Consider the following 22,244-nt stretch of genomic DNA (forward strand, 5'->3'; position numbering starts at 1 on the left):
GCATGCAGTACGTCGCGCCGATCGGCGTCGGAATTCGTCTACGTCCTCCTGATGTCGCTCATCCGGGAGCCGCACCGGCGCCGCTTCAACGCCGTCATGGTGGCCGGGGCCGGCGCCGCCTATCTGAGCGGCGGCGGGCTGGGCGGCTGGGAGTTCGCGTTCACCGCCCTGGTCACCTGGGTCGCGTACCGGGGACTGGACTCCTGGACCTTCGTGGGCGTCGCCTGGCTGCTGCACACCGCCTGGGACGCCGTCCACCACCTGCACGGCAACCCGATCATCCCGTTCGCGGACACCTCCTCCCTGGGCTGCGCGATCTGCGACCCGGTGATCGCCCTGTGGTGCTTCACGGGCGGCCGGACCCCGCGTGAGCTGCTGCGACGGTGGCGCGGGGCGGGGGAGCGGGGCGAGGACCCGGCCTGGGCGGCGGACGCCGTGCGCTGAGGGCCCCGGCACCGATGAGTTCCGCGCCCGGCGTGGGTCCACCCTTCACACGATCGATCTGTGAGGAGCCGGCTCATGACGGACACGACTCTCGACCTCGGACCGCAGGCGCTTGCCGTCGCCCGGCTCGCCCTGGCCGTACGGGACGACCAGCTGGCGGCGCCGACGCCCTGCCCGGACCTCGCCGTCCGTCATCTGCTGGGGCATCTGCTCGGGCTGTCCGTCGCCTTCCGCGACGCCGGCCGCAAGGACTTCGGTGCCACGACCGACACCGCCCCGGACTCCGCCGTACCGGACATCGGGCCCGGCTGGCGCGAGGAGCTGCCCAAGGTGCTCGACGAGCTGGCGGACGTGTGGCGCGCCCCGGCCCCGTGGACCGGGACGACCCGCGCGGGCGGCATCGAGATGCCCGGTGCCGTCGCGGGCGCCGTGGCCGCCGACGAACTGGTCATCCACGGCTGGGACCTGGCCCGCGCCACCGGGCAGCCGTACGACCCCGACCCGGCGGCGGTCCGGGCCTCCTACGCGTTCCTGTGGGCCGCCGCCGACGAGGCCGGGCCCGGGGACGACGGCGTCTTCGGACCGGTCGTGCCGGTGCCGGACGACGCGCCGCTGCTGGACCGGGCGGTGGGCCTGAGCGGGCGGAACCCCGGCTGGCGTCCCGGCCGTTGAGCACCGGGCGGCGGCCCCGCACCCGTGCCGCCGCCCCCCACTTCCTTTGTCAGAAGCATTGACGAACCCTGCGCCCCCTCCTACCTTCATCGCGTCGTACTTCGTACGTCATATATGAGACGCGATATGCGATCCCCCGAGGGATCCCCCTGTGCGAGCCCGCGCTCGCGAGATCCGAGAGGCGCGCATGACCTCTGTGCCCACGCCGATCCCCTCCCGTACGCAGTACGTGCTGGAGGAGATCAAACGCCGCATCCTCACCGGGCGGCTGACGCCCGGCCAGGCTCTGGTCGAGACCGAACTCGCCGCGCAGTTCGGGGTGTCCAAGACCCCGGTGCGCGAGGCGCTCAAGACGCTCGCCGGGACCGGGCTGGTCGTGATGAACCAGTACAAGGGCGTCACCGTGCGCATGGTGGACGCCGACATGGCGCGCGAGATCTACGACGTGCGCCTCCTGCTGGAACCCGAGGCGCTGAAGCGGGCCGTGCGGCGCGGCGCCTCCCTCGACGCGGCCCGCGCCGCCCTGACCCGCGCCGACGAGGCCGAGGACACGGCCGAACGCTCGCTCGCCAACCGGGAGTTCCACCGCGCCCTGTACCTGCCGTGCGGCAACCCGCTGCTCGGCCGCATGCTCGACGAGGTCCGCGACCAGGCGGCCCTCGTCTCCGCCGTCGCCTGGGCCGCCTCCCCCTCCTGGGAGCGGGAGGCCGGTGAGCACCGGGAGATCCTGCGGCTCGCCCTCGCGGGTGACGCCGACGGCGCCGCGCGCGCCCTGCACGCCCACATCGCGTCGTTCGTCGAGCGGGCCTTCCCGGACACGGGGGACGACGGCCGGGAGGAGGGCGGTCGGGCATGACCGCGACGTTCGAGTCCCAGCGGGCCGCCCTCGCCGACGTGGTGGCCATCCCCGTGACCCCGTTCGCCGAGGACGGCACCGTCGACCAGGACGCCCACCGCGCCCTGCTGCGCCGGCTGCTGGACGCCGGAGTCACCACCCTCACGCCCAACGGCAACACCGGCGAGTACTACGCCCTCACTCCCGAGGAGCGGCGCCTGGTCACCGAACTCACCCTGGACGAGGTGGGCGACCGCGCGGTAGTCCTCGTCGGCGTCGGCCACGACGTGCCCACCGCCGTCGCCTCCGCCCGGCACGCCGCCGAGCTCGGCGCCGCCATGATCATGGTCCACCAGCCCGTCCACCCCTACGTCTCGCAGAGCGGCTGGGTCGACTACCACCGCGCCATCGCCTCCGCCGTGCCCGGGCTCGGCGTCGTGCCGTACATCCGCAACGCCCAGCTGCCCGGGGCGCGCCTGGCCGAACTCGCCGACCACTGCCCGAACGTCGTCGGTGTGAAGTACGCCGTCCCGGACGCCACCCGGTTCGCCGCGTTCGCCCGTGACGCGGGCCTGGACCGCTTCGTCTGGGTCGCCGGGCTCGCCGAGCCGTACGCGCCGTCGTACTTCTCGGCCGGTGCCACCGGCTTCACCTCGGGGCTGGTGAACGTGGCCCCCGCCGTGTCGCTGAACATGATCGAGGCGCTGCGGGCCGGGGACTACCCGGCCGCGATGAAGGTCTGGGAGCAGATCCGCCGCTTCGAGGAGATGCGGGCCGCGAACGGCTCCGCCGACAACGTCACCGTCGTCAAGGAGGCCCTCGCCTCGCTCGGCCTGTGCCGCCGCGACGTCCGCCCGCCCGGCCGCACCCTGCCCGAGGGCGAGCGCGCCGAGGTCGCCGCGATAGCCGCGGGGTGGTCGGCGTGACCGCCCGCAGACGCCCCGAGGAGCTGCGCAGCCACCAGTGGTACGGCGCCGAGGGCCAGTTGCGCACCTGGTCGCACAACGCCCGGATGCGCCAGCTCGGTTACGAGGCGGAGGAGTACCGGGGCCGCCCGGTGATCGCCGTCGTCAACACCTGGTCCGACATCAACCCCTGCCACACGCATCTGCGGGACCGTGCGCAGGCCGTGAAGCGGGGCGTCTGGCAGGCCGGGGGCTTCCCGCTGGAGTTCCCGGTGTCCACGCTGTCGGAGACGTACCAGAAGCCGACCCCCATGCTCTACCGCAACCTGCTCGCGATGGAGACGGAGGAACTGCTGCGGTCGTACCCGGTCGACGCGGCGGTGCTGCTCGGCGGCTGCGACAAGTCGACCCCGGCGCTGCTCATGGGCGCCGCCTCGGCCGACATCCCGTCCGTCTTCGTCCCGGCCGGGCCGATGCTGCCGGGCCACTGGCGCGGCGAGACCCTCGGGTCCGGCACCGACATGTGGAAGTACTGGGACGAGCACCGCGCCGGCAACCTCACCGACTGCGAACTGCGCGAACTGCAGAGCGGACTGGCCCGCTCGCCCGGGCACTGCATGACGATGGGCACCGCCTCCACGATGACCGCGGCGGCCGAGGCCCTCGGCATGACCCTGCCGGGCGCGTCCTCGATCCCGGCCGTCGACTCGGGGCACGAGCGGATGGCCGCCGCCTCCGGGCGGTGCGCGGTCGAGCTGGCCTGGACCGGGCTCGCCCCGTCCACCGTGCTCACCCGGGAGGCCTTCGAGGACGCCGTCACCACCGTCCTCGGCCTCGGCGGGTCCACCAACGCCGTCATCCATCTGATCGCGATGGCCGGCCGCGCGGGTGTCCGGCTCACCCTCGACGACTTCGACCGCCTCGCGCGCACGGTGCCGGTGCTGGCCAACGTCCGGCCCGGCGGACGGACGTACCTCATGGAGGACTTCCACTTCGCCGGGGGGCTGCCCGCCTTCCTCTCCCGGATCACCGATCTGCTGCACCTGGACCGGCCGACGGTCAGCGGCACTCTCCAGGAGCGGATCGAGGGCGCGGCCGTCCACGACGACGACGTCATCCGCCCCCGGGACAACCCGGTCGCGCCCGAGGGCGGGGTCGCCGTGCTGCGCGGCAACCTCTGCCCGGACGGCGCCGTCATCAAGCACATCGCCGCCGAACCGCAGCTGCTCAAGCACACCGGCCCCGCGGTCGTCTTCGACGACTACCGGACCATGCAGCGCACCATCGACGACCCGGAGCTGGGCATCACCGCCGACAGTGTGCTGGTGCTGCGCAACGCCGGCCCGAAGGGCGGCCCCGGCATGCCCGAGTACGGCATGCTCCCCATCCCCGGCCATCTGCTGCGGCAGGGCGTCCGGGACATGGTCCGGATCTCCGACGCCCGGATGAGCGGCACGAGTTACGGCACCTGCGTCCTGCACATCGCCCCCGAGTCGTACGTGGGCGGGCCGCTCGCCCTCGTGCGCACCGGCGACCCGATCACCCTGGACGTCGAGGCCCGCACCCTCCGTCTCGACGTCCCCGACGAGGAGCTGGCACGCCGGCGGGCCGAATGGAGCCCGCCGCCCGCCCGCTCCGAGCGCGGCTACGGCGCGCTCTACGACGACCAGATCACCCAGGCCGACACCGGCTGCGACTTCCGGTTCCTGGCCGGGCCCGGCCGGACCGCCGACCCCTACGCCGGCTGACCGGCGGCACGACACGACCGCGCACAGCCCTGCCCGCATGGAAAGCGCTTCCCGCACGCCGTACGCACGTCCGTACCAGATCGGAGAACAGTCATGGCCCAAGCCGCAGCCGTGGCGAAACCGCCCGCGCCACCCCGGCGACGCCGTGCCTCCGCCACGCCGCGCAGGCTGCCGTATCTGCTGATCGCCCCGGCCGCCCTGCTGATGCTGGGCTTCATCGCCTACCCGGTGCTCAGCGTCTTCTACTACAGCCTGCGCCACTACAACCCCACCAAGCCGTGGCGCGACGGCTTCGCGGGCCTCGACAACTTCGTCCACGCCTTCACGGACGACCCGCTGTTCTGGGACACCCTCGTCTTCAGCGCCAAGTGGGTGGTCGTCGAGGTCGGGCTCCAGCTGCTGTTCGGGCTCGCCCTCGCCCTCATCGTCAACCAGACGTTCGCCGGCCGGGCACTGGGCCGCGCCCTCGTCTTCTCCCCGTGGGCCGTCTCCGGTGTGCTGACCTCGGCGATCTGGGTGCTGCTCTACAACTCCCAGACCGGCATCACCCGTTATCTAGCCGACGCCGGCATCGGCTCCTACGGCACCAGCTGGCTGTCGGACACCGCCACCGTGTTCCCCGCGGCCGTCGTCGCCGACCTGTGGCGGGGCGTGCCGTTCTTCGCGATCCTCATCCTCGCCGACCTCCAGTCCGTCTCCAAGGACCTGTACGAGGCCGCCGAGGTCGACGGGGCGGGCCGCCTCCAGCAGTTCTGGCACATCACCCTGCCCCATCTGAAGGACGCCATCGTCCTGTCCACGCTGCTGCGCGCGGTGTGGGAGTTCAACAACGTCGACCTGCTCTACACCCTGACCGGCGGCGGCCCCGCGGGAGCCACCACGACGCTGCCGCTCTACATCGCCAACACCAGCGTCGACGCCCACAACTTCGGCTACGCGTCCGCCCTGACCACGGTCGCGTTCGTGATCCTGCTCTTCTGCTCGATCGTCTACCTGCGGCTGAGCAAGTTCGGAGGTGAGGACAAGTGAGCGTGAAGGAAGCCACCCAGGCCGCGCCGGCACCGGTGCGCCCCGCCCCCGTACGGCCGCGTCCGGCCGGCCGGAACCGCTCCTGGGACGAGGTCCCGCGCTGGCAGATCTACCTCCCGCTGTCGCTGTACCTGCTCTTCACCCTGATCCCGTTCTACTGGATCCTGCTGTTCTCCCTGCGTCCGCCCGGCTCGACCTCGCTGGTGCCCTGGCCGATGACCTTCGAGCACTTCGAGAAGGTCTGGACGGAGCGCGGCTTCGGGACGTACTTCCAGAACAGCGTGCTCGTCGGCGCCGTCACCCTGGTGATGACGACCCTCGTCGCCCTCGCCGGCGGCTACGCGCTCGCGCGGTTCAATTTCAAGGTCAAGCGGGTCTTCATGCTCGCCCTGCTCTGCTCCCAGTTCGTGCCGGGCGCGCTGCTGCTGGTGCCGCTGTTCGAGATCTTCGCCGAGTTGCGGATGATCAACTCGCTGGGCAGCGTCATCCTCGCCGAGACGGTCTTCCAGCTCCCGCTGTCGATCATCCTGATCAGCAACTTCATCAAGAACGTGCCGTACTCCCTGGAGGAGGCGGCCTGGGTGGACGGCTGCAACCGGCTGACGGCGTTCAGGATCGTCGTCCTGCCGCTGCTGCGGCCCGGTCTGATCGCCGTCGGCTCCTTCGCCTTCGTGCACTCCTGGAACCACTTCCTGTTCGCCCTGATGTTCCTCAACAACCAGGAGAAGCAGACCATCCCGGTCGGTCTGAACACCCTGATGGGCGCGGACAGCGTGGACCTGGGCGCCCTGGCCGCGGGCGGCATCGTCGCCGCCGTCCCCGTGGTCGTCGTGTTCGCCTTCATCCAGAAGTGGCTGATCACCGGGTTCAGCGCGGGGGCGGTGAAGGGATGACCGCCAATGACACCGCCGTCGACATCGTGCTCGTGGGGGCGCGCGGCCACGGCCGCCACCACCTCGCCACCATCCGGGACCTGGCCGGCCGGGGACTCGTCCGGCTCGCCGGGATCTGCGAACTGACCCCGCTCAGCGACGAGGAGATCCCCGGCGGTCTGGGCCGCCCCCGGCAGTCCGCCGACCTCGGCGCCCTCCTCGACGCCACCGGCGCCCGGATCGCGGTGATCTGCACACCCATCCCCACCCACACCGACCTCGCGCTCACGGCTGCCGCCCGGGGTGTGCACGTCCTCGTCGAGAAGCCGCCCGCCCCCTCGTACGCGGAGTTCCGGCGGCTGGCCGACGGGGTCGCCGCGGCCGGCGTCGCCTGCCAGATCGGCTTCCAGTCGCTGGCCTCGCGGGCCGTGCCCGCCATCCGGGCCCTGATCGCCGAGGGCGCCGTCGGGCAGGTCACCGGGATCGGCGGCGCCGGGGCCTGGGCCCGCCCGGAGACGTACTACCGGCGGGCACCCTGGGCGGGCCGGCGCACCCTGCACGGCGCCGACGTGGTCGACGGGGTCCTCACCAACCCGCTCGCGCACGCCGTCGCCACCGCGCTCGCGCTCGCCGGCACCCCGCACGCCGAGGACGTCACCGCCGTCGAGACGGAACTGCTGCGCGCCAACGACATCGAGTCCGACGACACCTCTTGCGTCCGCGTCACCACCGCGCACGGCCCCCGGATCGTCGTCGGCGCCACCCTGTGCGCCGAGCGGCCGGACGAGCCGTACGTCGTCGTCCACGGCGAACACGGCCGGATCACCTTCTGGTACAAGCAGGACCGCGTCCTCCTGCAGCGCGCGGGCCACGGCCCCGAGGAGACCCGGTACGGCCGCACCGACCTGCTGGAGAACCTGGTCCGGCACCTCACCGAGGGCGCCGCACTGCTCGTCCCGCCCGAGGAGACCGGCGCCTTCATGAAGGTCGTCGAGGCGATCCGGCGGGCCCCCGACCCGGCCCCGCTCCCGCCCGGCGCCTGGCGGCTGCTCCCCGCCGAGGGGCGCCGGGTCGTCTCCGGCATCGACGCCCTGGTCACGGCCGCCGCCGACACCCTCGCCCTCTACTCCGAGCTGGGCGCCCCCTGGGCCCCGGCCGCCCGTACGAAGGAGGTGAGCCGATGACGAGCTCCGTCGACAACCCGGTGCTGCGGGTCGCCGGACGCCCGGTCGCCCGGTACGTCACCCGGCCCGAACTGCCCGCCGGGCTCGCCCCACGCCCGTATCTGCACCCCGTCACCACCCTGGCCGGCACGACGGTCACCGAGCTGAGCCCCGCCGACCACACCCACCACCTCGGCGCCGGTGTCGCCGTTCCCGACGTCGAGGGGTCCAACTTCTGGGGCGGCCGCACCTTCGTACGCGGCCGGGGACCCACCGAGCTGGACAACCACGGCGCCCAGCGGCACACCGCCTTCAGCGAGACGGGCCCCGGCGGCTTCGCAGAGGAGCTGCGCTGGGTCGCCGCCGGCACCGAGCTGCTGCGCGAGCGCCGCACGGTCACCGCCACCGAACTCACGGCCTCCGCCTGGGCCCTGGACCTCACCTTCGCCCTCACCAACGTCACCGGAGAAGCACTGACCCTCGGCAGCCCCGCCACCAACGGGCGGCCGGGCGCCGCGTACGGCGGCTTCTTCTGGCGGGCCCGCAAGGAGGCCACGCCCCCGGACGTGCTCGTCCCGGACGGCGAGGGGGAGGAGCGGGCGCACGGCGGCCGGGCCGACTGGGTCGCCCTGACCGGCTCCACCTGGACGCTCGTCTTCGCCGCCGCCACCGAACGCACCCGCGAGGACCCGTGGTTCGTACGCGCCGGGGAGTACCCGGGCGTCGGCTCCTCGCTCGCCCACGACCGGCGGCTGCCGGTGCCGCCCGGCGACAGCGTCGTCCGGCGGATCGTCACCGTCGTCGCCGACGGCCGCCTCGACCACGACACGGCCGGGGCGCTGGCCCGCAAGGCGGTGGGCGCGTGACCACCTACCGCAACCCGGTCCTGGACGCCGACTGGTCCGACCCCGACGTCGTCCGCGTCGGCGACGACTTCTACCTCACCGCCTCCAGCTTCGGCCGCTCCCCGGGCCTGCCCCTGCTGCACTCCCGCGACCTCGTCCACTGGACCCTGGTCGGGCACGCCCTCGAACGCCTGGAACCCGAGGCCGAGTTCCGGGTGCCACGGCACGACTGCGGGGTCTGGGCCCCGTCGCTGCGCCACCACGACGACCGCTTCTGGATCTTCTGGGGCGACCCCGACCACGGGATCCTGCAGGTCAACGCCCCCGCGATCCGCGGCCCCTGGACCCGCCCGCACCTGGTCAAGGCCGGTAAGGGCCTGATCGACCCCTGCCCCCTGTGGGACGAGGAGACCGGCGAGGCGTACCTCGTGCACGCCTGGGCCCGGTCCCGGTCGGGGGTGAAGAACCGGCTGACCGGCCACCGGATGCGGCCCGACGGCACCGAACTCCTCGACGAGGGCAAGGTGATCGTCGACGGCGACCGCATCCCCGGCTGGTTCACCCTGGAGGGGCCCAAGCTCCACCGGCACGACGGCTGGTTCTGGATCCTCGCGCCCGCCGGGGGAGTGGAGACCGGCTGGCAGGGCGCCTTCCGCTCGCGCGGGTTCTTCGGCCCGTACGAGGAGCGGATCGTCCTCGAGCAGAAGGACACCGACGTCAACGGCCCGCACCAGGGCGGCTGGGTGCGCACCCCGTCCGGTGAGGACTGGTTCCTGCACTTCCAGCAGCGCGGCGCCTACGGCAGGGTCGTCCACCTCCAGCCGATGCGCTGGGGGGACGACGGCTGGCCGGTGCTCGGCGACGACGGCGCCCCCGTCGCCGTGCACGAGATGCCCGCGCTGCCGCCGCAGCCGCCGGCCGCGCCCGCCACCGACGACGACTTCCCCGGCGGGCGGTTCGGCCGGCAGTGGTCCTGGACCGCCAACCCCCGAGACGGCTGGGCCACCCAGCACTCCGGGGACGGGCTCCGGCTGGCCTGCGTCCGCTCGGCCGACGCGCACGACCTGCGCCGGGTCCCGAACGTCCTCACCCAGCGGCTGCCCGGCACGCCCCGCGTGGTCGAGGTCGAGCTGCGCCTGGACAGCGAGGAGCCGGGCGCCCGGGCCGGGCTCACGGTGCTCGGCGACGCGTACGGCTGGATCGGGCTCCAGCGCGACGACGACGGGCGGGCGCACCTCGTGCACCGCTTCGCCGAACCGGTCGCCGAGCACGAGCGGGACGCAGGGGTCCCGCGGCCCGCGCCGCTCGGGCGGGCCCGGCTGCGCGTCGAGATCGGGGCCGGCGCGCGCTGCCGGTTCCTCGCCGACACCGGTGACGGCCCCGCGGCCTCCGGGCCGGTGTTCGCCGCGACGCCCTGGCGCTGGGTGGGCGCCCAGCTCGGGCTGTTCGCGCTCGCGCCCGCCGGGCAGGGGCACGCCGGCGCGGCGACGTTCACCCGGTTCCGCATCCTCGCCCCGTGACCACCACCCCCACGGCACCGACCCACCCCCACGTCCATCCCCGTCCCATCCAGCAGAAGAGAGCCGACCGATGATGATCAGCAATCGCAGAAGCAGGCGCACCGTCACCACCGTCGCCCTGGGGTCCGTCCTGGCCCTGGCCGCCACCGGATGCGGCGACGACGGGAGTGGCGCGGGCGGCGGCAAGGGTGCCGAGGGCAGCGGCACCGGGAAGATCGTCTTCTGGGACAACAACGGCGGTGTCCGCACCGACGCCTGGAAGGCGATCATCGCCGACTTCGAGAAGGCCAACCCGAAGATCGACGTCGAGTACGTCGGCATCCCGGCCACCGACTACCAGTCCAAGGTGGACACCGCCATCCAGGGCGGCGGCCTGCCGGACGTGGGCGGTGTCGGCGCGGCGATGCTCGCCGGGTTCGCCGCGCAGAACGCGCTGGAGCCGCTGGACGACCGGCTCGCGAAGTCGTCGCTGAACGGCAAGCTGAACAAGGACATGGTGACCTCGGTGCGGTCCGCGGGAGGCGGCGACGGCAAGCTGTACTCGGTCCCGACGTCCGCCAACAACGGCGTGCTGTACTACCGGACCGATCTGTTCGAGAAGGCCGGGCTCGACGAGCCGGCCACCTGGGACGCGTTCTACGAGGCCGCGGAGAAGCTGACCGACGCGAAGAAGAACGAGTTCGGCTACACGATCCGCGGCGGCGCCGGCTCCATCGCGCAGGCGCTGGACGCGATGTACGGGCAGTCGGGGATCACGTCGTTCTGGGACGCGTCCGGCGAGAAGACCACCGTGAACGACCCGCGGAACGTGAAGGCGCTGGAGAAGTACGCGGGCCTGTTCAAGAAGGTCACGCCGGCCGCCGACCTCAACAACGACTTCACCAAGATGGTCGCCCAGTGGGACTCCGGCACCATCGGGATGCTCAACCACAACCTGGGCTCCTACCAGGACCATGTGAAGGCGCTCGGCACCGACAAGTTCCGGGGCATCCCGCAGCCCACCCTCGCCGACGGCAAGCGGGTGCAGGTCTCCAATCCCGTCGACGGCATCGGCCTGTTCAAGAACTCCAAGAACAAGGAGGCCGCCTGGAAGTTCATCGAGTTCGCCACCTCGCACGCGCAGAACTCGACGTTCAACGAGGCGGCCGGGCAGGTGCCGGCGAACAACGACGCGGCCAAGGACGCGTGGATCGCCAAGGCCGAGCCGACCAAGCTGGCCGCCGCCGCGCTGACCGACGGCTCGACCACGATCGTGCAGCTGCCGTACTACCTGCCGGACTGGAACACGATCTCCAAGGCCGACAACGAGCCGAACTTCCAGAAGGTGCTCAACGGGGACATGACCGCCGAGGAGTTCCTGGACACGGTCGCGGGCCAGCTGAACGAGGCCCAGGCCGAGTGGCGGCAGCGCAACGGCTGACGCCACCCGACCCCACGCCTCATGCCCGAAAGGAAGAGCCGCACCATGAACGGAACAGCGTGGCATGCGCATGCCACTCGTAGAGCCGCCGTCCTGACCGGCTGCACCGCGCTCGTCCTCGGCCTCACCGCCGGCGGGGCCCGGGCCGGCGGCCCCCGCGACCCCGCCCGCCAGGTCCTCGGCGCGCACGACGGCTGGGCCTCGGAAGGGCCCGGCACGACCGGCGGGGCCGCCGCCGACCCCGCCCATGTGTACACCGTCACCACCTGGGAGGAGTTCCGGGCGGCGCTCGCCGCCGACGGAGACGCCCCGAGGATCGTCAAGGTCAGGGGCGTGATCGACGCGGTGTCGCAGGGCTGCGACGCCTTCGCCGCCGACGGTTACGACCTCGGCCGCTACCTCGCCGCCTACGATCCCGCCGTCTGGGGCCACGACACCCCGGTCAGCGGGGAGCAGGAGGATCTGCGGGCCGCGGCCGCCGCCCGGCAGGACACCGCCATCAAGGCCGCCGTCCCGGCGAACACCACGATCGTCGGGGTGGGCAAGGACGCGGCGATCCGCGGCGGCAGCCTCCAGATCAAGGGCGTCGACAACGTCATCCTGCGCAACCTCACCATCGAGGCGCCCCTCGACTGCTTCCCGCAGTGGGACCCGACCGACGACAACCGGACCGGCGCCTGGAACTCCGAGTACGACGGCGTCGTCGTGGACGGCTCCACCCATGTGTGGATCGACCACAACACGCTCACCGACGGCCGTCACCCGGACAGTTCGCTGCCGTCGTACTTCGGCAAGGTGTACCAGCAGCACGACGGCCTGCTCGACGTGGTGCGCGGCGCGAACCACGTGACCGTGTCCTGGAACTCCTTCCGGGACCACGACAAGACCATGCTGATCGGCAACAGCGACGGCGCCGGCGCGACCGACAGCGGCCGGCTCAAGGTCACCGTGCACCACAACCGCTTCGAGGGCATCGTGGAGCGGGCACCCCGGGTGCGGTTCGGTCAGGTCGACGTCTACAACAACCACTTCGTGGTGGCCAAGGGCCAGAAGTTCGGCTACGTCCTCGGCGTCGGCGCCTCCTCACAGCTGTACGCCACGCACAACGCCTTCACCCTGGCACCCGGCGTGAGCGTCGGGCAGACGCTGAAGAAGTGGAGCGAGGCCCCGCTCACCGCCGAGCGCAACCATGTCAACGGCCGGCCCGTCGACCTCGTCGCCGTCCACAACGCCGAGATCCCCGGGGAGTTCCTGCGGACCGGCGCCGGATGGACCCCGACGCTGCGCACCAGGGTCGACCACCCCCGGGCCGTCCCCGGGACCGTCGACCGCGCCGCGGGCGCCGGACGACTGCGCTGACCGCCGGACCTGACCCGGCTCAGCGCCCCCGAGGACGAGCGAACGCCCCGCCGGTCGTCACCGGCGGGGCGTTCGTGCTGCCGGCCGAGGGGGGCTCAGGCCGGCAGGTCCCGGGGCGGGTGGGGGGCCGCTCCGTGAAGTCAGATGACACGAACCGCGGTTCGGTTGCCTCGGCGGCCGCGGAGTGCGGGTGGGGTCTTCCGCCGATGCCCTTCCGTAACACGGGGAAAACCTGAAACCCCCGCGGCAGGGGAACAATCCAGCCAGCATCCGCACAGTGATCCATCGGGCGACGAGGAGTGACGGCATGTCAGAAGCGCAGAAGGCGGTCGACCGGGCCGGGGCGCCCGAACCGGGCGTGAACAGCGTCGACCGGTTCTTCCGGATATCCGAGCGGGGCTCCACCCTGCCCCGTGAGATACGCGGCGGATTCGCCACCTTCTTCACGATGGCGTACATCCTTGTCCTGAACCCCATCATCCTGGGCAGCGCCGAGGACAAGTTCGGCCACCAGCTCGACCCCGTCCAGCTCACCACCGCCACCGCCCTGGTGGCCGCGGTCATGACCGTCATCATGGGCGTCGGCGGCAATCTGCCGCTCGCGCTCGCCGCCGGCCTCGGGCTGAACGCCGTCGTCGCCTTCCAGATCGCGCCGCTGATGTCCTGGGACGACGCGATGGGGCTGATCGTCCTGGAGGGCCTGCTGATCTGCGTCCTCGTGGTCACCGGGCTGCGCGAGGCCGTCATGCACGCCATCCCGCAGCCCCTCAAGCAGGCGATCAGCGTCGGCATCGGCCTGTTCATCGCGTTCATCGGCTTCGTCGACGCCGGGTTCGTCACCCGCATCCCGGACGCCGCGAACACCACCGTGCCCGTCCAGCTCGGCGGCACCGGCACCCTCGGCGGCTGGCCGATCCTGGTCTTCTGCCTCGGCGTGCTGCTGACGGTCGCGCTGCTCGCCCGCAAGGTGAAGGGCGCCATCCTGATCAGCATCGTCACCATGACGGCCGTCGCGATGCTCATCGACTCCCTGGCCGACGTCAAGAGCTGGGGCCTGACCACCCCCGCCTGGCCGGACCAGGTGGTCGACACCCCGGACTTCGGTCTCCTCGGTCACTTCAGCCTGTTCGGCGCGTTCGGCGAGACCACCGCCATCACCGTGGTCCTGCTGATCTTCACGCTGATCCTGTCCGACTTCTTCGACACCATGGGCACGGTCGTCGGCGTCAGCGCGGAGGCCGGTCTCCTCGACGAGCAGGGCAAGGTGCCGAACCTCGGACGGGTGCTGCTCATCGACGGTGCCGCGGCGGCCGCGGGCGGCGCCGCGTCGGCCTCCTCGGCCACCTCCTACATCGAGTCGGCGGCCGGCGTCGGCGAGGGCGCCCGCACCGGCTTCGCCAACCTGGTCACCGGCGGCCTCTTCGCGCTCGCCCTCTTCCTCACCCCACTGCTGACCATCGTCCCGCTCCAGGCCGCCGCGCCCGCCCTGGTCGCCGTGGGCTTCCTGATGATGACGCAGGTCAAGAACATCGAGTGGGACCGGTACGAGATCGCCATCCCGGCGTTCCTGACCATCGCCGTCATGCCCTTCACCTACTCGATCACCAACGGCATCGGCGCGGGCTTCGTCGCCTATGTCCTGATCAAGATCGTGCTCGGCCGGGCCAAGGAGATCCACTGGCTGCTGTGGGGGACCTCGGCGCTGTTCCTCGTGTACTTCGCCATCGACCCGATCGAGCAGATCCTCGGCGCGCGGTGAGGACCCGCTAGCCGCGCAGGGCCGCCTCCATCACCTTCCTGGCCACGGGGGCGGCCAGGCCGTTGCCGCTCACCTCGGAGCGGGCGGCGTTCGACTGCTCCACCAGCACCGCCACGGCGACCTCCTTGCCGTCGGCCTTCCCGTACGACGTGAACCAGGCGTACGGCGTCTTGCTGTTCTTCTCGCCGTGCTGGGCGGTGCCCGTCTTGCCGCCGACCGTCGCGCCCGCGATCCGCGCGTTGGTTCCGGTGCCCTCCTCGACGACCGTCTGCATCGCCGACTGCAGCTGCTCGGCGGTGCGGGAGCTGACGATCTCCTCGCTGCCCGCGCTGTCGTCGTAGTCCTCCAGGACATCGCCGTTGCCGTCGGTGATCTGCGCGACCATGTGCGGCGAGACCAGCTTGCCGCCGTTGGCGATGGCCGCGGACACCATGGCGATCTGCAGCGGAGTCGCGGTGACGTCGAACTGCCCGATGCCGGACAGCGCGGTCTGCGCCTTGTCCATGCCCGTCGGGTACACGCTCTCGTACGCCCGCACCGGCACGTCCTGCTCGTCGTCGTTGAAGCCGAACTTCTCGGCCATCGCGCGGACCTTGTCCTGGCCCAGGTCGACGGCGACGCTCGCGAAGACGTTGTTGCACGAGTACTGCAGGGCGACGCGCAGGGAGGCGTCCTCGCAGGGCGCCGAGGGGTTCTCGTTCGTCAGCTCGTCGCTCGACTGCGCCAGCGGGTACGGGTCCGGGCTGTCCGTCGGCTCGTCCACCGACTCGTACAGGCCGTCCTCCAGCGCGGCCGCCGCGACGACCAGCTTGAACGTCGAGCCCGGCGGCAGCGGCTGGCGCAGCGCGCGGTTCGTCATCGGCTTGTCCGGGTCGGAGGTCAGCGCCTTCCAGGCGTCCGCGTCACCCGTGGTGATCGCCGTCGGGTCGTACGACGGAGTGGAGGCGACCGCCAGGATGCGGCCCGTGGACGGGTCGATCGCGACGGCGGCCCCCTTCTTGTCGCCGAGCGCCTCATAGGCGGCCTTCTGCACGGCGGGGTCGATCGTGGTCACCACGTTGCCCGGGTCGGACCGCTTGTTCGTCACCGTGTCCAGCACGCCCTTGAGACGGGTGTCCGTGCCGTCCAGCAGATCGCGGTAGACACCCTCGAGCTGGGTCGCGCCGAACGCCTGCGAGCTGTACCCGGTCACGGCCGAGTACAGCGAGCCGTCCCGGTACGTGCGCTTGTACGCCAGGTCGCCGCCCGTCGTCCGCGCGGAGCCGGTGACCGGCTTGCCGCCCACGATGATGTCCCCGAGCGGCGCGCTGTACAGCGCGATCGTGTTCCGCCGGTTGTCCTTGTCGTCCGCGAGGGCCCGGCCGTCGTAGAACTGCACCCAGGTCGCCCTGCCCAGCAGGGCGAGCACCAGGAGCAGTGTGAAGACGGAGGCCCGCCTGATCGTCTTGTTCATCCCACTTCCAGGGACGCACGGATCGGGGTGGATCGTTCCCCCGCGCCCGGTTTCTCATCTCACGTTCATGGAGCGGGCCCGGCGGCCGAGAAGTCAGCCGTCCAGATGCAGGACGTACTCCTCGATCTCCGCGCCCCGCGCCTGGGCGAAGGCCCGTGCCCTTGCCGTCACCCGGAACCCGCACTTGGCCAGCACCCGCAGCGAGCCCTCGTTGTCGGCGGCGGCGCGCGCGTACAGCGGGCGCTCGGGCACCTCGGCGAGCAGCCGGCGCAGGGCGGCCGTGGCGATGCCCCGGCCCCAGTACGCGCGGTCGACCCAGTACGTCACCTCGCGCTCCCCGGGCTCGCCGTACACGGCGGCGCTGCCCACCACGTCCCCGTCGGCGAGGATCGCGCGCAGCACGTCGGAGGAGGAGCGCAGCCTTCGCCAGTGCGCGTCGAAGGCGGCCCGGTCGGCCGGGTCCTCCGGGGTGAACGCCGCCATGCGCAGGGCCTCGGGATCGTTGAGCTGGCGGAAGAAGACCGGCAGATCGCTGTCGTGCACCGCGCGCAGTTCGACGTCCATGACGTCAGAGCCTACGAGTGGCCAGGGTCAGTCGGTCGCGCGCGTCGAACAGCGCGTCCTTCACCATCTGCTCGTGCGCGGGGGTGAGCCGCGCCACCGGGACCGAGCAACTGATCGCGTCCCGGGCCGGGGTGCGGTAGGGGATCGCCACGCCGAAGCAGCGCAGCCCCAGCGTGTTCTCCTCGCGGTCGACGGCGAAGCCCTGCTCACGGACCTGGTGCAGCTCCTCGATGAGCTTCTCCCGGTCGGTGATGGTGTTCTCGGTCAGCGCGGGCAGCGTCTCCGGGAGCATCTTGCGGACCTGTTCGTCCGAGTAGGTGCTGAGCAGCGCCTTGCCGAGCGAGGTCGAGTGCGCGGGGAGCCGGCGGCCGACCCGGGTGAAGGGGCGCAGATAGTGCTGGGACTGGCGGGTGGCGAGGTACACGACGTTCGTGCCGTCGAGACGGGCCAGGTGGATGGTCTCGGTGGTGTCGTCGGAGAGCCGGTCCAGGGTGGGCCGGGCCGCCGCGACCACCTCGTCGCCGTCGATGTAGGAGGTGCCGACCAGCAGCGCCCGGACGCCGATGCCGTACCGGGTGCCCGTCGCGTCGGTCTCCACCCAGCCCAGCTCGACCAGGGTGCGCAGCAACATGTAGAGGCTGGACTTGGGGTAGCCGACGGCCTCCTGGACCGCCGCGAGGGAGTGCATACCGGGGCGTCCGGCGAAGTACTCCAGCAGTTCGACCGTCCGTACCGCGGACTTGACCTGCGCCCCGCCGCCCGTCTCGCCAGCCGACATCGCCCTTGACCCCTTCGTTCGACGGGAAATACTCTCCGCAGCATATTCACCATCAGAGACAGCGTTCAGTATATCGAACAAGCCTGGTGGCGGACCGTGCAGTTTCCGTAGTGCGGCAATACAGGTGGAGGGACCCGCGGTGGCAGCAGCACCAGTCTGGAGTGTCGACCCCCGAACCGGGAAGCAGCGTGAACAGGTTGCGGTGGAGGCCACAGCCCAGGAGGTGGACGAAGCGGTCCGCGCCGCGCACGAGGCGCGCGGCTCCCTCGCCGACCGCACCGTCCGCGCCGCCTTCCTGCGTACGGCCGCCGACCGGCTCCAGGCGGCGGGGGAGCAGCTCGTCGAGGCCGCCGACGCCGAGACCGCGCTCGGCCCGGTCCGGCTCACCGGCGAACTCGCCCGCACCTGCTACCAGCTGAGGGCGTTCGCGGACATCGTCGACGAGGGCGCCTTCCTGGACGTCGTCATCAACCACCCCGACGACACCGCCACCCCGCCCATCCCGGACCTGCGCCGCTACAAGGTGCCGCTCGGCGTCGTCGCCGTCTACTCCGCCTCCAACTTCCCGTTCGCCTTCTCCGTCGCCGGCGGCGACACCGCGAGCGCCCTCGCCGCGGGCTGCCCGGTCGTCGTCAAGGCGCACCCCGACCACCCCGCCCTCTCCGAGCTGGTCGCCCATGTGCTGCGCACGGCCGCCGCCGCGCACGGCGTCCCGGCCGGTGTCGTCGGCCTGGTGCACGGCTTCGAGGCCGGTCTGGAACTCATCCGGCACCCGCTGGTCGCCGCGGCCGGCTTCACCGGCTCGGTGCGCGGCGGCCGGGCCCTGTTCGACGCGGCGGCCGCCCGCCCGGTGCCGATCCCGTTCCACGGCGAACTGGGCTCGCTGAACCCGGTCCTCGTCACCGAGGCCGCCGCCGCCGAGCGCGGCGAGGCCATCGGCACCGGGCTCGCGGGCTCGATGACGCTGGGCGTCGGCCAGTTCTGTGTGAAGCCGGGCCTGGTCCTGGTGCCGTCCGGCGCGGGCGGCGACAACCTGGTCAAGTCCCTGACGGACGCCGTCAGCAACTCCGAGGCCGGCGTCCTGCTCGACCACCGGATGCGCGACAACTTCCTCGCCGGGGTGGCCGAGCGCACGGGCCTGCCCGAGGTGGACTCGCCGGTGACGCCGGGCGCGGGCGGCGAGCACACCGTCAGCGCCGGCTTCCTCACGGTCGCCGCGAGCGCGCTCGCCGAGGAGGGCGCCCACGACGTGCTCCTGGAGGAGTGCTTCGGGCCGGTGACGGTCGTCGTCCGCTACGACGACGAGGCCGAGGCCACCCGGGTGCTGTCCCGGCTGCCGGGCAACCTGACGGCGACCGTCCAGCTGTCCGAGGAGGAGGCGGCGGGCCAGGGACGCGGCGCGGACCTCCTCGCGGAGCTGACCCCGCTGGCCGGACGCGTCCTCGTCAACGGCTGGCCCACCGGGGTCGCCGTCGCGCCGGCCCAGCACCACGGCGGGCCCTACCCGGCGACGACCTCGACCTCCACCTCCGTCGGCGGCACCGCCATCGAGCGGTGGCTGCGGCCGGTGGCGTACCAGGGCGCGCCCGAGGCGCTGCTGCCCCCGGAGCTGCGGGACGACAACCCGCTCGGGCTGCCCCGCCGGATCGACGGCGCCCTCGAGATCTGAGGGCGCGCGGACGACCCGGAGCGGGTGCCCGGGCGGTCCGCCTGGAAGAATTCCGTCATGGAACTGGAGATACCCGAACTGCCCTTCCCGCTGCGGACCTACGGCCCGGACGGGCACTGGGCCTACGAGGACGGCGTCCTCTCCGGATGGGCGGGACCCCGGCAGGACCGGTTCGTGCCGCCCACCGGCGAGGCCCTGGACGCGGCGTCCGACGCGCCGCGGCTGCTGGGCGCGCCCGAGGGCGACTTCCAGCTGATCGCGCGGGTCACCGTCGGGTTCGCCGGGTCCTTCGACGCCGGGGTGCTCTACGTCCATGTCGGCGAACGGGCCTGGGCCAAGCTGTGCCTGGAGTACTCCCCGGACGTGCCGACCGTCTGCACGGTCGTCACCCGGGGCCACTCCGACGACGCCAACTCCTTCACCGTGGACGGGAGTTCGGTGTGGCTGCGGGTGAGCCGCACCGGCCGCGCCTTCGCCTTCCACGCCTCCCGCGACGGCGAACGCTGGACGTTCGTCCGTCTGTTCACGCTCGGCGACGAGAAGGAGACCGGCGCCGCCCTGGTCGGGTTCATGACGCAGTCGCCGCTGGGGGAGGGCTGTGTGGTGACGTACGACCACCTGGCCTTCCGGCCCGACTGGCCGAAGGACCTGCGGGACGGCAGCTGACCCCGGTGGGCCGGGCGCCCGGAACCGGGGCTCGTCCCGCCACGTCCCTCCTCACATGATCCATGAACGAGTCCAGGGGACCCGGGTGATCCGGCCCGTCGTGCCCGCCGAGCTGGCGGACGTCGTCGCGCTGCACACCCGGGCCCGCGCGACCTACTACCCGGACGGGCTCCCGCAGGACGGCACCGACTGGCACGCGGCCTGGCGCACCGCCGTCGAGCGGCCCGACGGGCGGGTGCTGTGCGTCGTCGAGCAGGGCCGTCTCATCGGCCTGGCCTCCTTCCGCACTCCCGAGGGCGCCGCCGCCGACCTGGTCAAGCTGTACCAGTTCCACGTCGACCCCGAGCACTGGCGCCGGGGCGTCGGCACCGCCCTGCACCGGGCCTGCGTCGAGGAGTGGACGGCCGACCGCAGACGCGCGGCCGTCCTCGACGTCCACGTGGACAACCGGCGCGCCCAGGACTTCTACGCCCGCCAGGGCTGGCTGCCCGACCCGGAGAACCCGCCCGCCGACGGAGACCACCACCGGTGTCTGCGCTTCGAGGTCCCCGGCGCCTGAGGCCGAGCCCGGGGAATGAAACCGGCTGCTTGAACGTTCATCGACCCGGCGGAGGGAGTCTCCGCACCCGAACGAACCGGAGAGAGCCTCACCCATGCGCGTCGAGATCTGGAGCGACATCGCCTGCCCGTGGTGCTACGTGGGCAAGGCCCGCTTCGAGAAGGCGCTCGCCGCCTTCCCGCACCGCGACCAGGTCGAGGTCGTCCACCGCTCCTTCGAACTGGACCCCGGCCGCGCCAAGGGCGACATCCAGCCCGTGATCACCATGCTCACCAAGAAGTACGGGATGAGCGCCGCGCAGGCCCAGGCCGGCGAGGAGAACCTGGGCGCCCAGGCCTCCGCCGAGGGCCTCGCCTACCGCACCGAGGGCCGCGACCACGGCAACACCTTCGACATGCACCGCCTGCTGCACCTCGCCAAGCGGCACGGCCGTCAGGACGAGCTCATCCAGATCCTGTACCGGGCGAACTTCGCCGAGGAGCGGTCCGTCTTCGCCGAGGGCGACGACCGGCTCGTGGAGCTGGCCGTCGAGGCCGGGCTCGACGCCGACGAGGTGCGCCGGGTCCTCGCCGACCCGGAGGCGTACGCCGACGACGTCCGCGCCGACGAGCGCGAGGCCGCCCAGCTCGGCGCCACCGGCGTCCCCTTCTTCGTGCTCGACCGCACGTACGGCGTCTCGGGCGCCCAGCCCGCCGAGGTCTTCACGCAGGCGCTCACCCAGGCGTGGGGCGACCGTTCGCCGCTGACGCTCCTCGACACGGGTGACGCCGACGCATGTGGCCCCGACGGGTGCGCGGTCCCGCAGGCCTGACGAAAGCGCAGGTCAGCGCCTATCCATAAGCGTTGCTTAGATGAACGACGTAAGAAATCGCAATGGACCGGCACGGTCCGCAGGGCTCAGAGTTGGCTCATGGAGACCTTCGAGAGCCTCGTCCGCGCTGAGTTCGCCCCGAAGAACGTCTATCTGAACACCGCGAGCAACGGCCTGCTCCCGGCCCGCACCGTGGCCGCCCTCGACCGGGCCGCGCGGATGCGGGCCGACGGTGTCCCGCTCGGCTCGCTCTACGAGGACGTCGAGGCGGTCCGGGCCTCCTTCGCCCGGCTGGCCGGCGTCCCCGTCGAGCGGATCGCGCTCGGCGGGTCCGTCGCCGAGTACGGGGCGCTGATCGCCGCGTCCCTGCCCGAGGGCGCCGAAGTCCTCACCGCCGAGGCCGACTTCGCCTCCCTGGTGAACCCCTTCCACATGCGCGGCGACCTCAAGGTGCGCGCCGTCCCGCTGGAGCGGCTCGCCGAGTCCGTACGGCCGGACACCGCGCTCGTCGCCGTCAGCTCCGCGCAGTCCGCCGACGGCAGGCTCGCCGACCTGGCCGCGGTGCGCCGGGCGGCCCGGGCGCACGGCGCCCGCACCTATGTCGACGCCTCCCAGTCGCTGGGCTGGCTGCCGCTTCAGGCCGCCGAGGACGACTTCACCGCCGCCATCGCCTTCAAGTGGGTGCTCGGCCCGCACGGCATCGCGTTCTTCGTCGCCCCCGAGGACTTCGGCGGGCTGACGCCGCTGCTCGCCGGCTGGATCGCCGGGGAGGTGCCGTGGGAGAGCTGCTACGGCCCCGTCGAGGAACTCGCCCGCTCCGCACGGCGGTTCGACATCAGCCCCTCCCTGTTCGGCTTCGCCGGGCTGCGCGCCTCACTGGAGCTGGTGGAGCGGCTGGGCGTGGACGCCATCCAGGCCCATGACCTCGCGCTGGCCGACCGGTTCCGCGCGGGCCTGGCCCGCCTCGGCCACACCCCGGTGCCCGCGCCGGGCTCCGCGATCGTCTCCGTGCCCGGACTGGGCTCCCGGCAGGGGGAGTTGAGCCGCGCCGGCATCGAGGTCTCCGACCGCGCGGGCCATCTGCGCGCCGCCTTCCACCTCTACAACACCGACGCCGACGTCGACCGGCTGCTGGACGCACTGTCCGGCTGAGCCCCGCGTACACGGCGACGC

The 22,244-nt window shown here is 72.4% G+C and carries 20 protein-coding genes and 1 pseudogene; 18 read left to right on the plus strand and 3 right to left on the minus strand.

Translation table 11 applies throughout. The annotated features are described in order from the left end of the window. The first annotated feature begins 2 nt into the window (after positions 1-2). From KBY32_RS30035 to KBY32_RS30095, 13 genes and pseudogenes are all read left to right on the plus strand, one after another. Positions 3-444, plus strand: a pseudogene (locus KBY32_RS30035) (DUF6010 family protein). A gap of 75 nt (positions 445-519) precedes the next feature. Continuing rightward, the gene (locus KBY32_RS30040) at positions 520-1,116 is read left to right on the plus strand and encodes a TIGR03086 family metal-binding protein (RefSeq protein WP_210982318.1); all 597 of its coding nucleotides are present in this window, start codon (positions 520-522) and stop codon (positions 1,114-1,116) included. A gap of 187 nt (positions 1,117-1,303) precedes the next feature. Further along, entirely contained in the window at positions 1,304-1,972 is a 669-nt protein-coding gene (locus KBY32_RS30045) for a GntR family transcriptional regulator (protein WP_210982319.1), read from the plus strand. Next, positions 1,969-2,877: a dihydrodipicolinate synthase family protein gene (locus KBY32_RS30050; protein ID WP_210982320.1), complete on the plus strand. Its 909-nt coding sequence runs from the start codon at positions 1,969-1,971 to the stop codon at positions 2,875-2,877. The genes KBY32_RS30045 and KBY32_RS30050 overlap by 4 nt, the downstream gene beginning before the upstream one ends. Beyond that, entirely contained in the window at positions 2,874-4,604 is a 1,731-nt protein-coding gene (gene araD / locus KBY32_RS30055; RefSeq protein WP_210982321.1) for an L-arabinonate dehydratase, read from the plus strand. Before KBY32_RS30050 ends, araD begins: the two co-directional genes overlap by 4 nt. Positions 4,605-4,697: 93 nt before the next feature. Further along, positions 4,698-5,633 carry a carbohydrate ABC transporter permease gene (locus KBY32_RS30060; protein ID WP_210982322.1) on the plus strand — a complete coding sequence of 312 codons (936 nt, stop codon included), beginning with the start codon at positions 4,698-4,700 and terminating at the stop codon, positions 5,631-5,633. Continuing rightward, the gene (locus KBY32_RS30065; protein WP_210982323.1) at positions 5,630-6,526 is read left to right on the plus strand and encodes a carbohydrate ABC transporter permease; all 897 of its coding nucleotides are present in this window, start codon (positions 5,630-5,632) and stop codon (positions 6,524-6,526) included. Before KBY32_RS30060 ends, KBY32_RS30065 begins: the two co-directional genes overlap by 4 nt. Next, positions 6,523-7,689: a Gfo/Idh/MocA family protein gene (locus KBY32_RS30070; protein ID WP_210982324.1), complete on the plus strand. Its 1,167-nt coding sequence runs from the start codon at positions 6,523-6,525 to the stop codon at positions 7,687-7,689. Before KBY32_RS30065 ends, KBY32_RS30070 begins: the two co-directional genes overlap by 4 nt. Beyond that, the gene (locus KBY32_RS30075; protein WP_210982325.1) at positions 7,686-8,534 is read left to right on the plus strand and encodes a PmoA family protein; all 849 of its coding nucleotides are present in this window, start codon (positions 7,686-7,688) and stop codon (positions 8,532-8,534) included. Before KBY32_RS30070 ends, KBY32_RS30075 begins: the two co-directional genes overlap by 4 nt. Continuing rightward, positions 8,531-10,033 carry a glycoside hydrolase 43 family protein gene (locus KBY32_RS30080; protein ID WP_210982326.1) on the plus strand — a complete coding sequence of 501 codons (1,503 nt, stop codon included), beginning with the start codon at positions 8,531-8,533 and terminating at the stop codon, positions 10,031-10,033. The genes KBY32_RS30075 and KBY32_RS30080 overlap by 4 nt, the downstream gene beginning before the upstream one ends. A gap of 70 nt (positions 10,034-10,103) precedes the next feature. Then, positions 10,104-11,453 carry a sugar ABC transporter substrate-binding protein gene (locus KBY32_RS30085; RefSeq protein ID WP_210982327.1) on the plus strand — a complete coding sequence of 450 codons (1,350 nt, stop codon included), beginning with the start codon at positions 10,104-10,106 and terminating at the stop codon, positions 11,451-11,453. A gap of 45 nt (positions 11,454-11,498) precedes the next feature. Then, positions 11,499-12,812 carry a polysaccharide lyase family 1 protein gene (locus tag KBY32_RS30090; protein ID WP_210982328.1) on the plus strand — a complete coding sequence of 438 codons (1,314 nt, stop codon included), beginning with the start codon at positions 11,499-11,501 and terminating at the stop codon, positions 12,810-12,812. A gap of 307 nt (positions 12,813-13,119) precedes the next feature. Next, positions 13,120-14,571 (plus strand): NCS2 family permease, encoded by a 1,452-nt coding sequence (locus KBY32_RS30095; protein WP_210982329.1) that lies wholly within the window; start codon positions 13,120-13,122, stop codon positions 14,569-14,571. A 7-nt stretch (positions 14,572-14,578) separates the two neighbouring features. Here KBY32_RS30095 and KBY32_RS30100 read toward each other — a convergent pair whose 3' ends face one another. The 3 genes from KBY32_RS30100 to KBY32_RS30110 all read right to left on the minus strand — a co-directional run bounded on the left by KBY32_RS30100 (position 14,579) and on the right by KBY32_RS30110 (position 17,366). Continuing rightward, positions 14,579-16,024 (minus strand): penicillin-binding protein 2, encoded by a 1,446-nt coding sequence (locus KBY32_RS30100; protein ID WP_210982330.1) that lies wholly within the window; start codon positions 16,022-16,024, stop codon positions 14,579-14,581. A 93-nt stretch (positions 16,025-16,117) separates the two neighbouring features. After that, positions 16,118-16,588 carry a GNAT family N-acetyltransferase gene (locus tag KBY32_RS30105; protein WP_055621400.1) on the minus strand — a complete coding sequence of 157 codons (471 nt, stop codon included), beginning with the start codon at positions 16,586-16,588 and terminating at the stop codon, positions 16,118-16,120. A 4-nt stretch (positions 16,589-16,592) separates the two neighbouring features. Then, complete coding sequence (locus KBY32_RS30110) at positions 16,593-17,366, minus strand: IclR family transcriptional regulator (protein ID WP_030956770.1); 774 nt, start codon at positions 17,364-17,366, stop codon at positions 16,593-16,595. A 139-nt stretch (positions 17,367-17,505) separates the two neighbouring features. Here KBY32_RS30110 and KBY32_RS30115 point away from each other — a divergent pair, with 139 nt between their 5' ends. The 5 genes from KBY32_RS30115 (at position 17,506) to KBY32_RS30135 (ending at position 22,223) form a co-directional block, all read left to right on the plus strand. Beyond that, complete coding sequence (locus KBY32_RS30115) at positions 17,506-19,035, plus strand: aldehyde dehydrogenase (NADP(+)) (RefSeq protein WP_210982331.1); 1,530 nt, start codon at positions 17,506-17,508, stop codon at positions 19,033-19,035. Between the two features lie 57 nt (positions 19,036-19,092). Next, positions 19,093-19,701: a DUF1349 domain-containing protein gene (locus KBY32_RS30120; protein WP_115506164.1), complete on the plus strand. Its 609-nt coding sequence runs from the start codon at positions 19,093-19,095 to the stop codon at positions 19,699-19,701. A gap of 55 nt (positions 19,702-19,756) precedes the next feature. Beyond that, positions 19,757-20,260 carry a GNAT family N-acetyltransferase gene (locus tag KBY32_RS30125; protein WP_210982332.1) on the plus strand — a complete coding sequence of 168 codons (504 nt, stop codon included), beginning with the start codon at positions 19,757-19,759 and terminating at the stop codon, positions 20,258-20,260. Between the two features lie 94 nt (positions 20,261-20,354). Then, positions 20,355-21,071, plus strand: a complete 717-nt coding sequence (locus KBY32_RS30130) for a DsbA family oxidoreductase (protein ID WP_055621396.1) — start codon at positions 20,355-20,357, stop codon at positions 21,069-21,071. Positions 21,072-21,170: 99 nt separating this feature from the next. Continuing rightward, positions 21,171-22,223 carry an aminotransferase class V-fold PLP-dependent enzyme gene (locus tag KBY32_RS30135; RefSeq protein ID WP_210982333.1) on the plus strand — a complete coding sequence of 351 codons (1,053 nt, stop codon included), beginning with the start codon at positions 21,171-21,173 and terminating at the stop codon, positions 22,221-22,223. The last annotated feature ends 21 nt before the right edge of the window (positions 22,224-22,244 follow it).

Origin of the sequence: Streptomyces sp. RK62 (assembly GCF_018070255.1) — a bacterium.
In the GTDB taxonomy this organism is placed as follows: domain Bacteria; phylum Actinomycetota; class Actinomycetes; order Streptomycetales; family Streptomycetaceae; genus Streptomyces; species Streptomyces nigra.

Coding starts and splice junctions, on each gene's coding strand:
- KBY32_RS30040 (WP_210982318.1), top strand. CDS start 520: ATGACGGACACGACTCTCGACCTCGGACCGCAGGCGCTTGCCGTCGCC.
- KBY32_RS30045 (WP_210982319.1), top strand. CDS start 1,304: ATGACCTCTGTGCCCACGCCGATCCCCTCCCGTACGCAGTACGTGCTG.
- KBY32_RS30050 (WP_210982320.1), top strand. CDS start 1,969: ATGACCGCGACGTTCGAGTCCCAGCGGGCCGCCCTCGCCGACGTGGTG.
- KBY32_RS30060 (WP_210982322.1), top strand. CDS start 4,698: ATGGCCCAAGCCGCAGCCGTGGCGAAACCGCCCGCGCCACCCCGGCGA.
- KBY32_RS30070 (WP_210982324.1), top strand. CDS start 6,523: ATGACCGCCAATGACACCGCCGTCGACATCGTGCTCGTGGGGGCGCGC.
- KBY32_RS30075 (WP_210982325.1), top strand. CDS start 7,686: ATGACGAGCTCCGTCGACAACCCGGTGCTGCGGGTCGCCGGACGCCCG.
- KBY32_RS30085 (WP_210982327.1), top strand. CDS start 10,104: ATGATGATCAGCAATCGCAGAAGCAGGCGCACCGTCACCACCGTCGCC.
- KBY32_RS30090 (WP_210982328.1), top strand. CDS start 11,499: ATGAACGGAACAGCGTGGCATGCGCATGCCACTCGTAGAGCCGCCGTC.
- KBY32_RS30095 (WP_210982329.1), top strand. CDS start 13,120: ATGTCAGAAGCGCAGAAGGCGGTCGACCGGGCCGGGGCGCCCGAACCG.
- KBY32_RS30100 (WP_210982330.1), bottom strand. CDS start 16,024: ATGAACAAGACGATCAGGCGGGCCTCCGTCTTCACACTGCTCCTGGTG.
- KBY32_RS30105 (WP_055621400.1), bottom strand. CDS start 16,588: ATGGACGTCGAACTGCGCGCGGTGCACGACAGCGATCTGCCGGTCTTC.
- KBY32_RS30110 (WP_030956770.1), bottom strand. CDS start 17,366: ATGTCGGCTGGCGAGACGGGCGGCGGGGCGCAGGTCAAGTCCGCGGTA.
- KBY32_RS30120 (WP_115506164.1), top strand. CDS start 19,093: ATGGAACTGGAGATACCCGAACTGCCCTTCCCGCTGCGGACCTACGGC.
- KBY32_RS30125 (WP_210982332.1), top strand. CDS start 19,757: ATGATCCATGAACGAGTCCAGGGGACCCGGGTGATCCGGCCCGTCGTG.
- KBY32_RS30130 (WP_055621396.1), top strand. CDS start 20,355: ATGCGCGTCGAGATCTGGAGCGACATCGCCTGCCCGTGGTGCTACGTG.
- KBY32_RS30135 (WP_210982333.1), top strand. CDS start 21,171: ATGGAGACCTTCGAGAGCCTCGTCCGCGCTGAGTTCGCCCCGAAGAAC.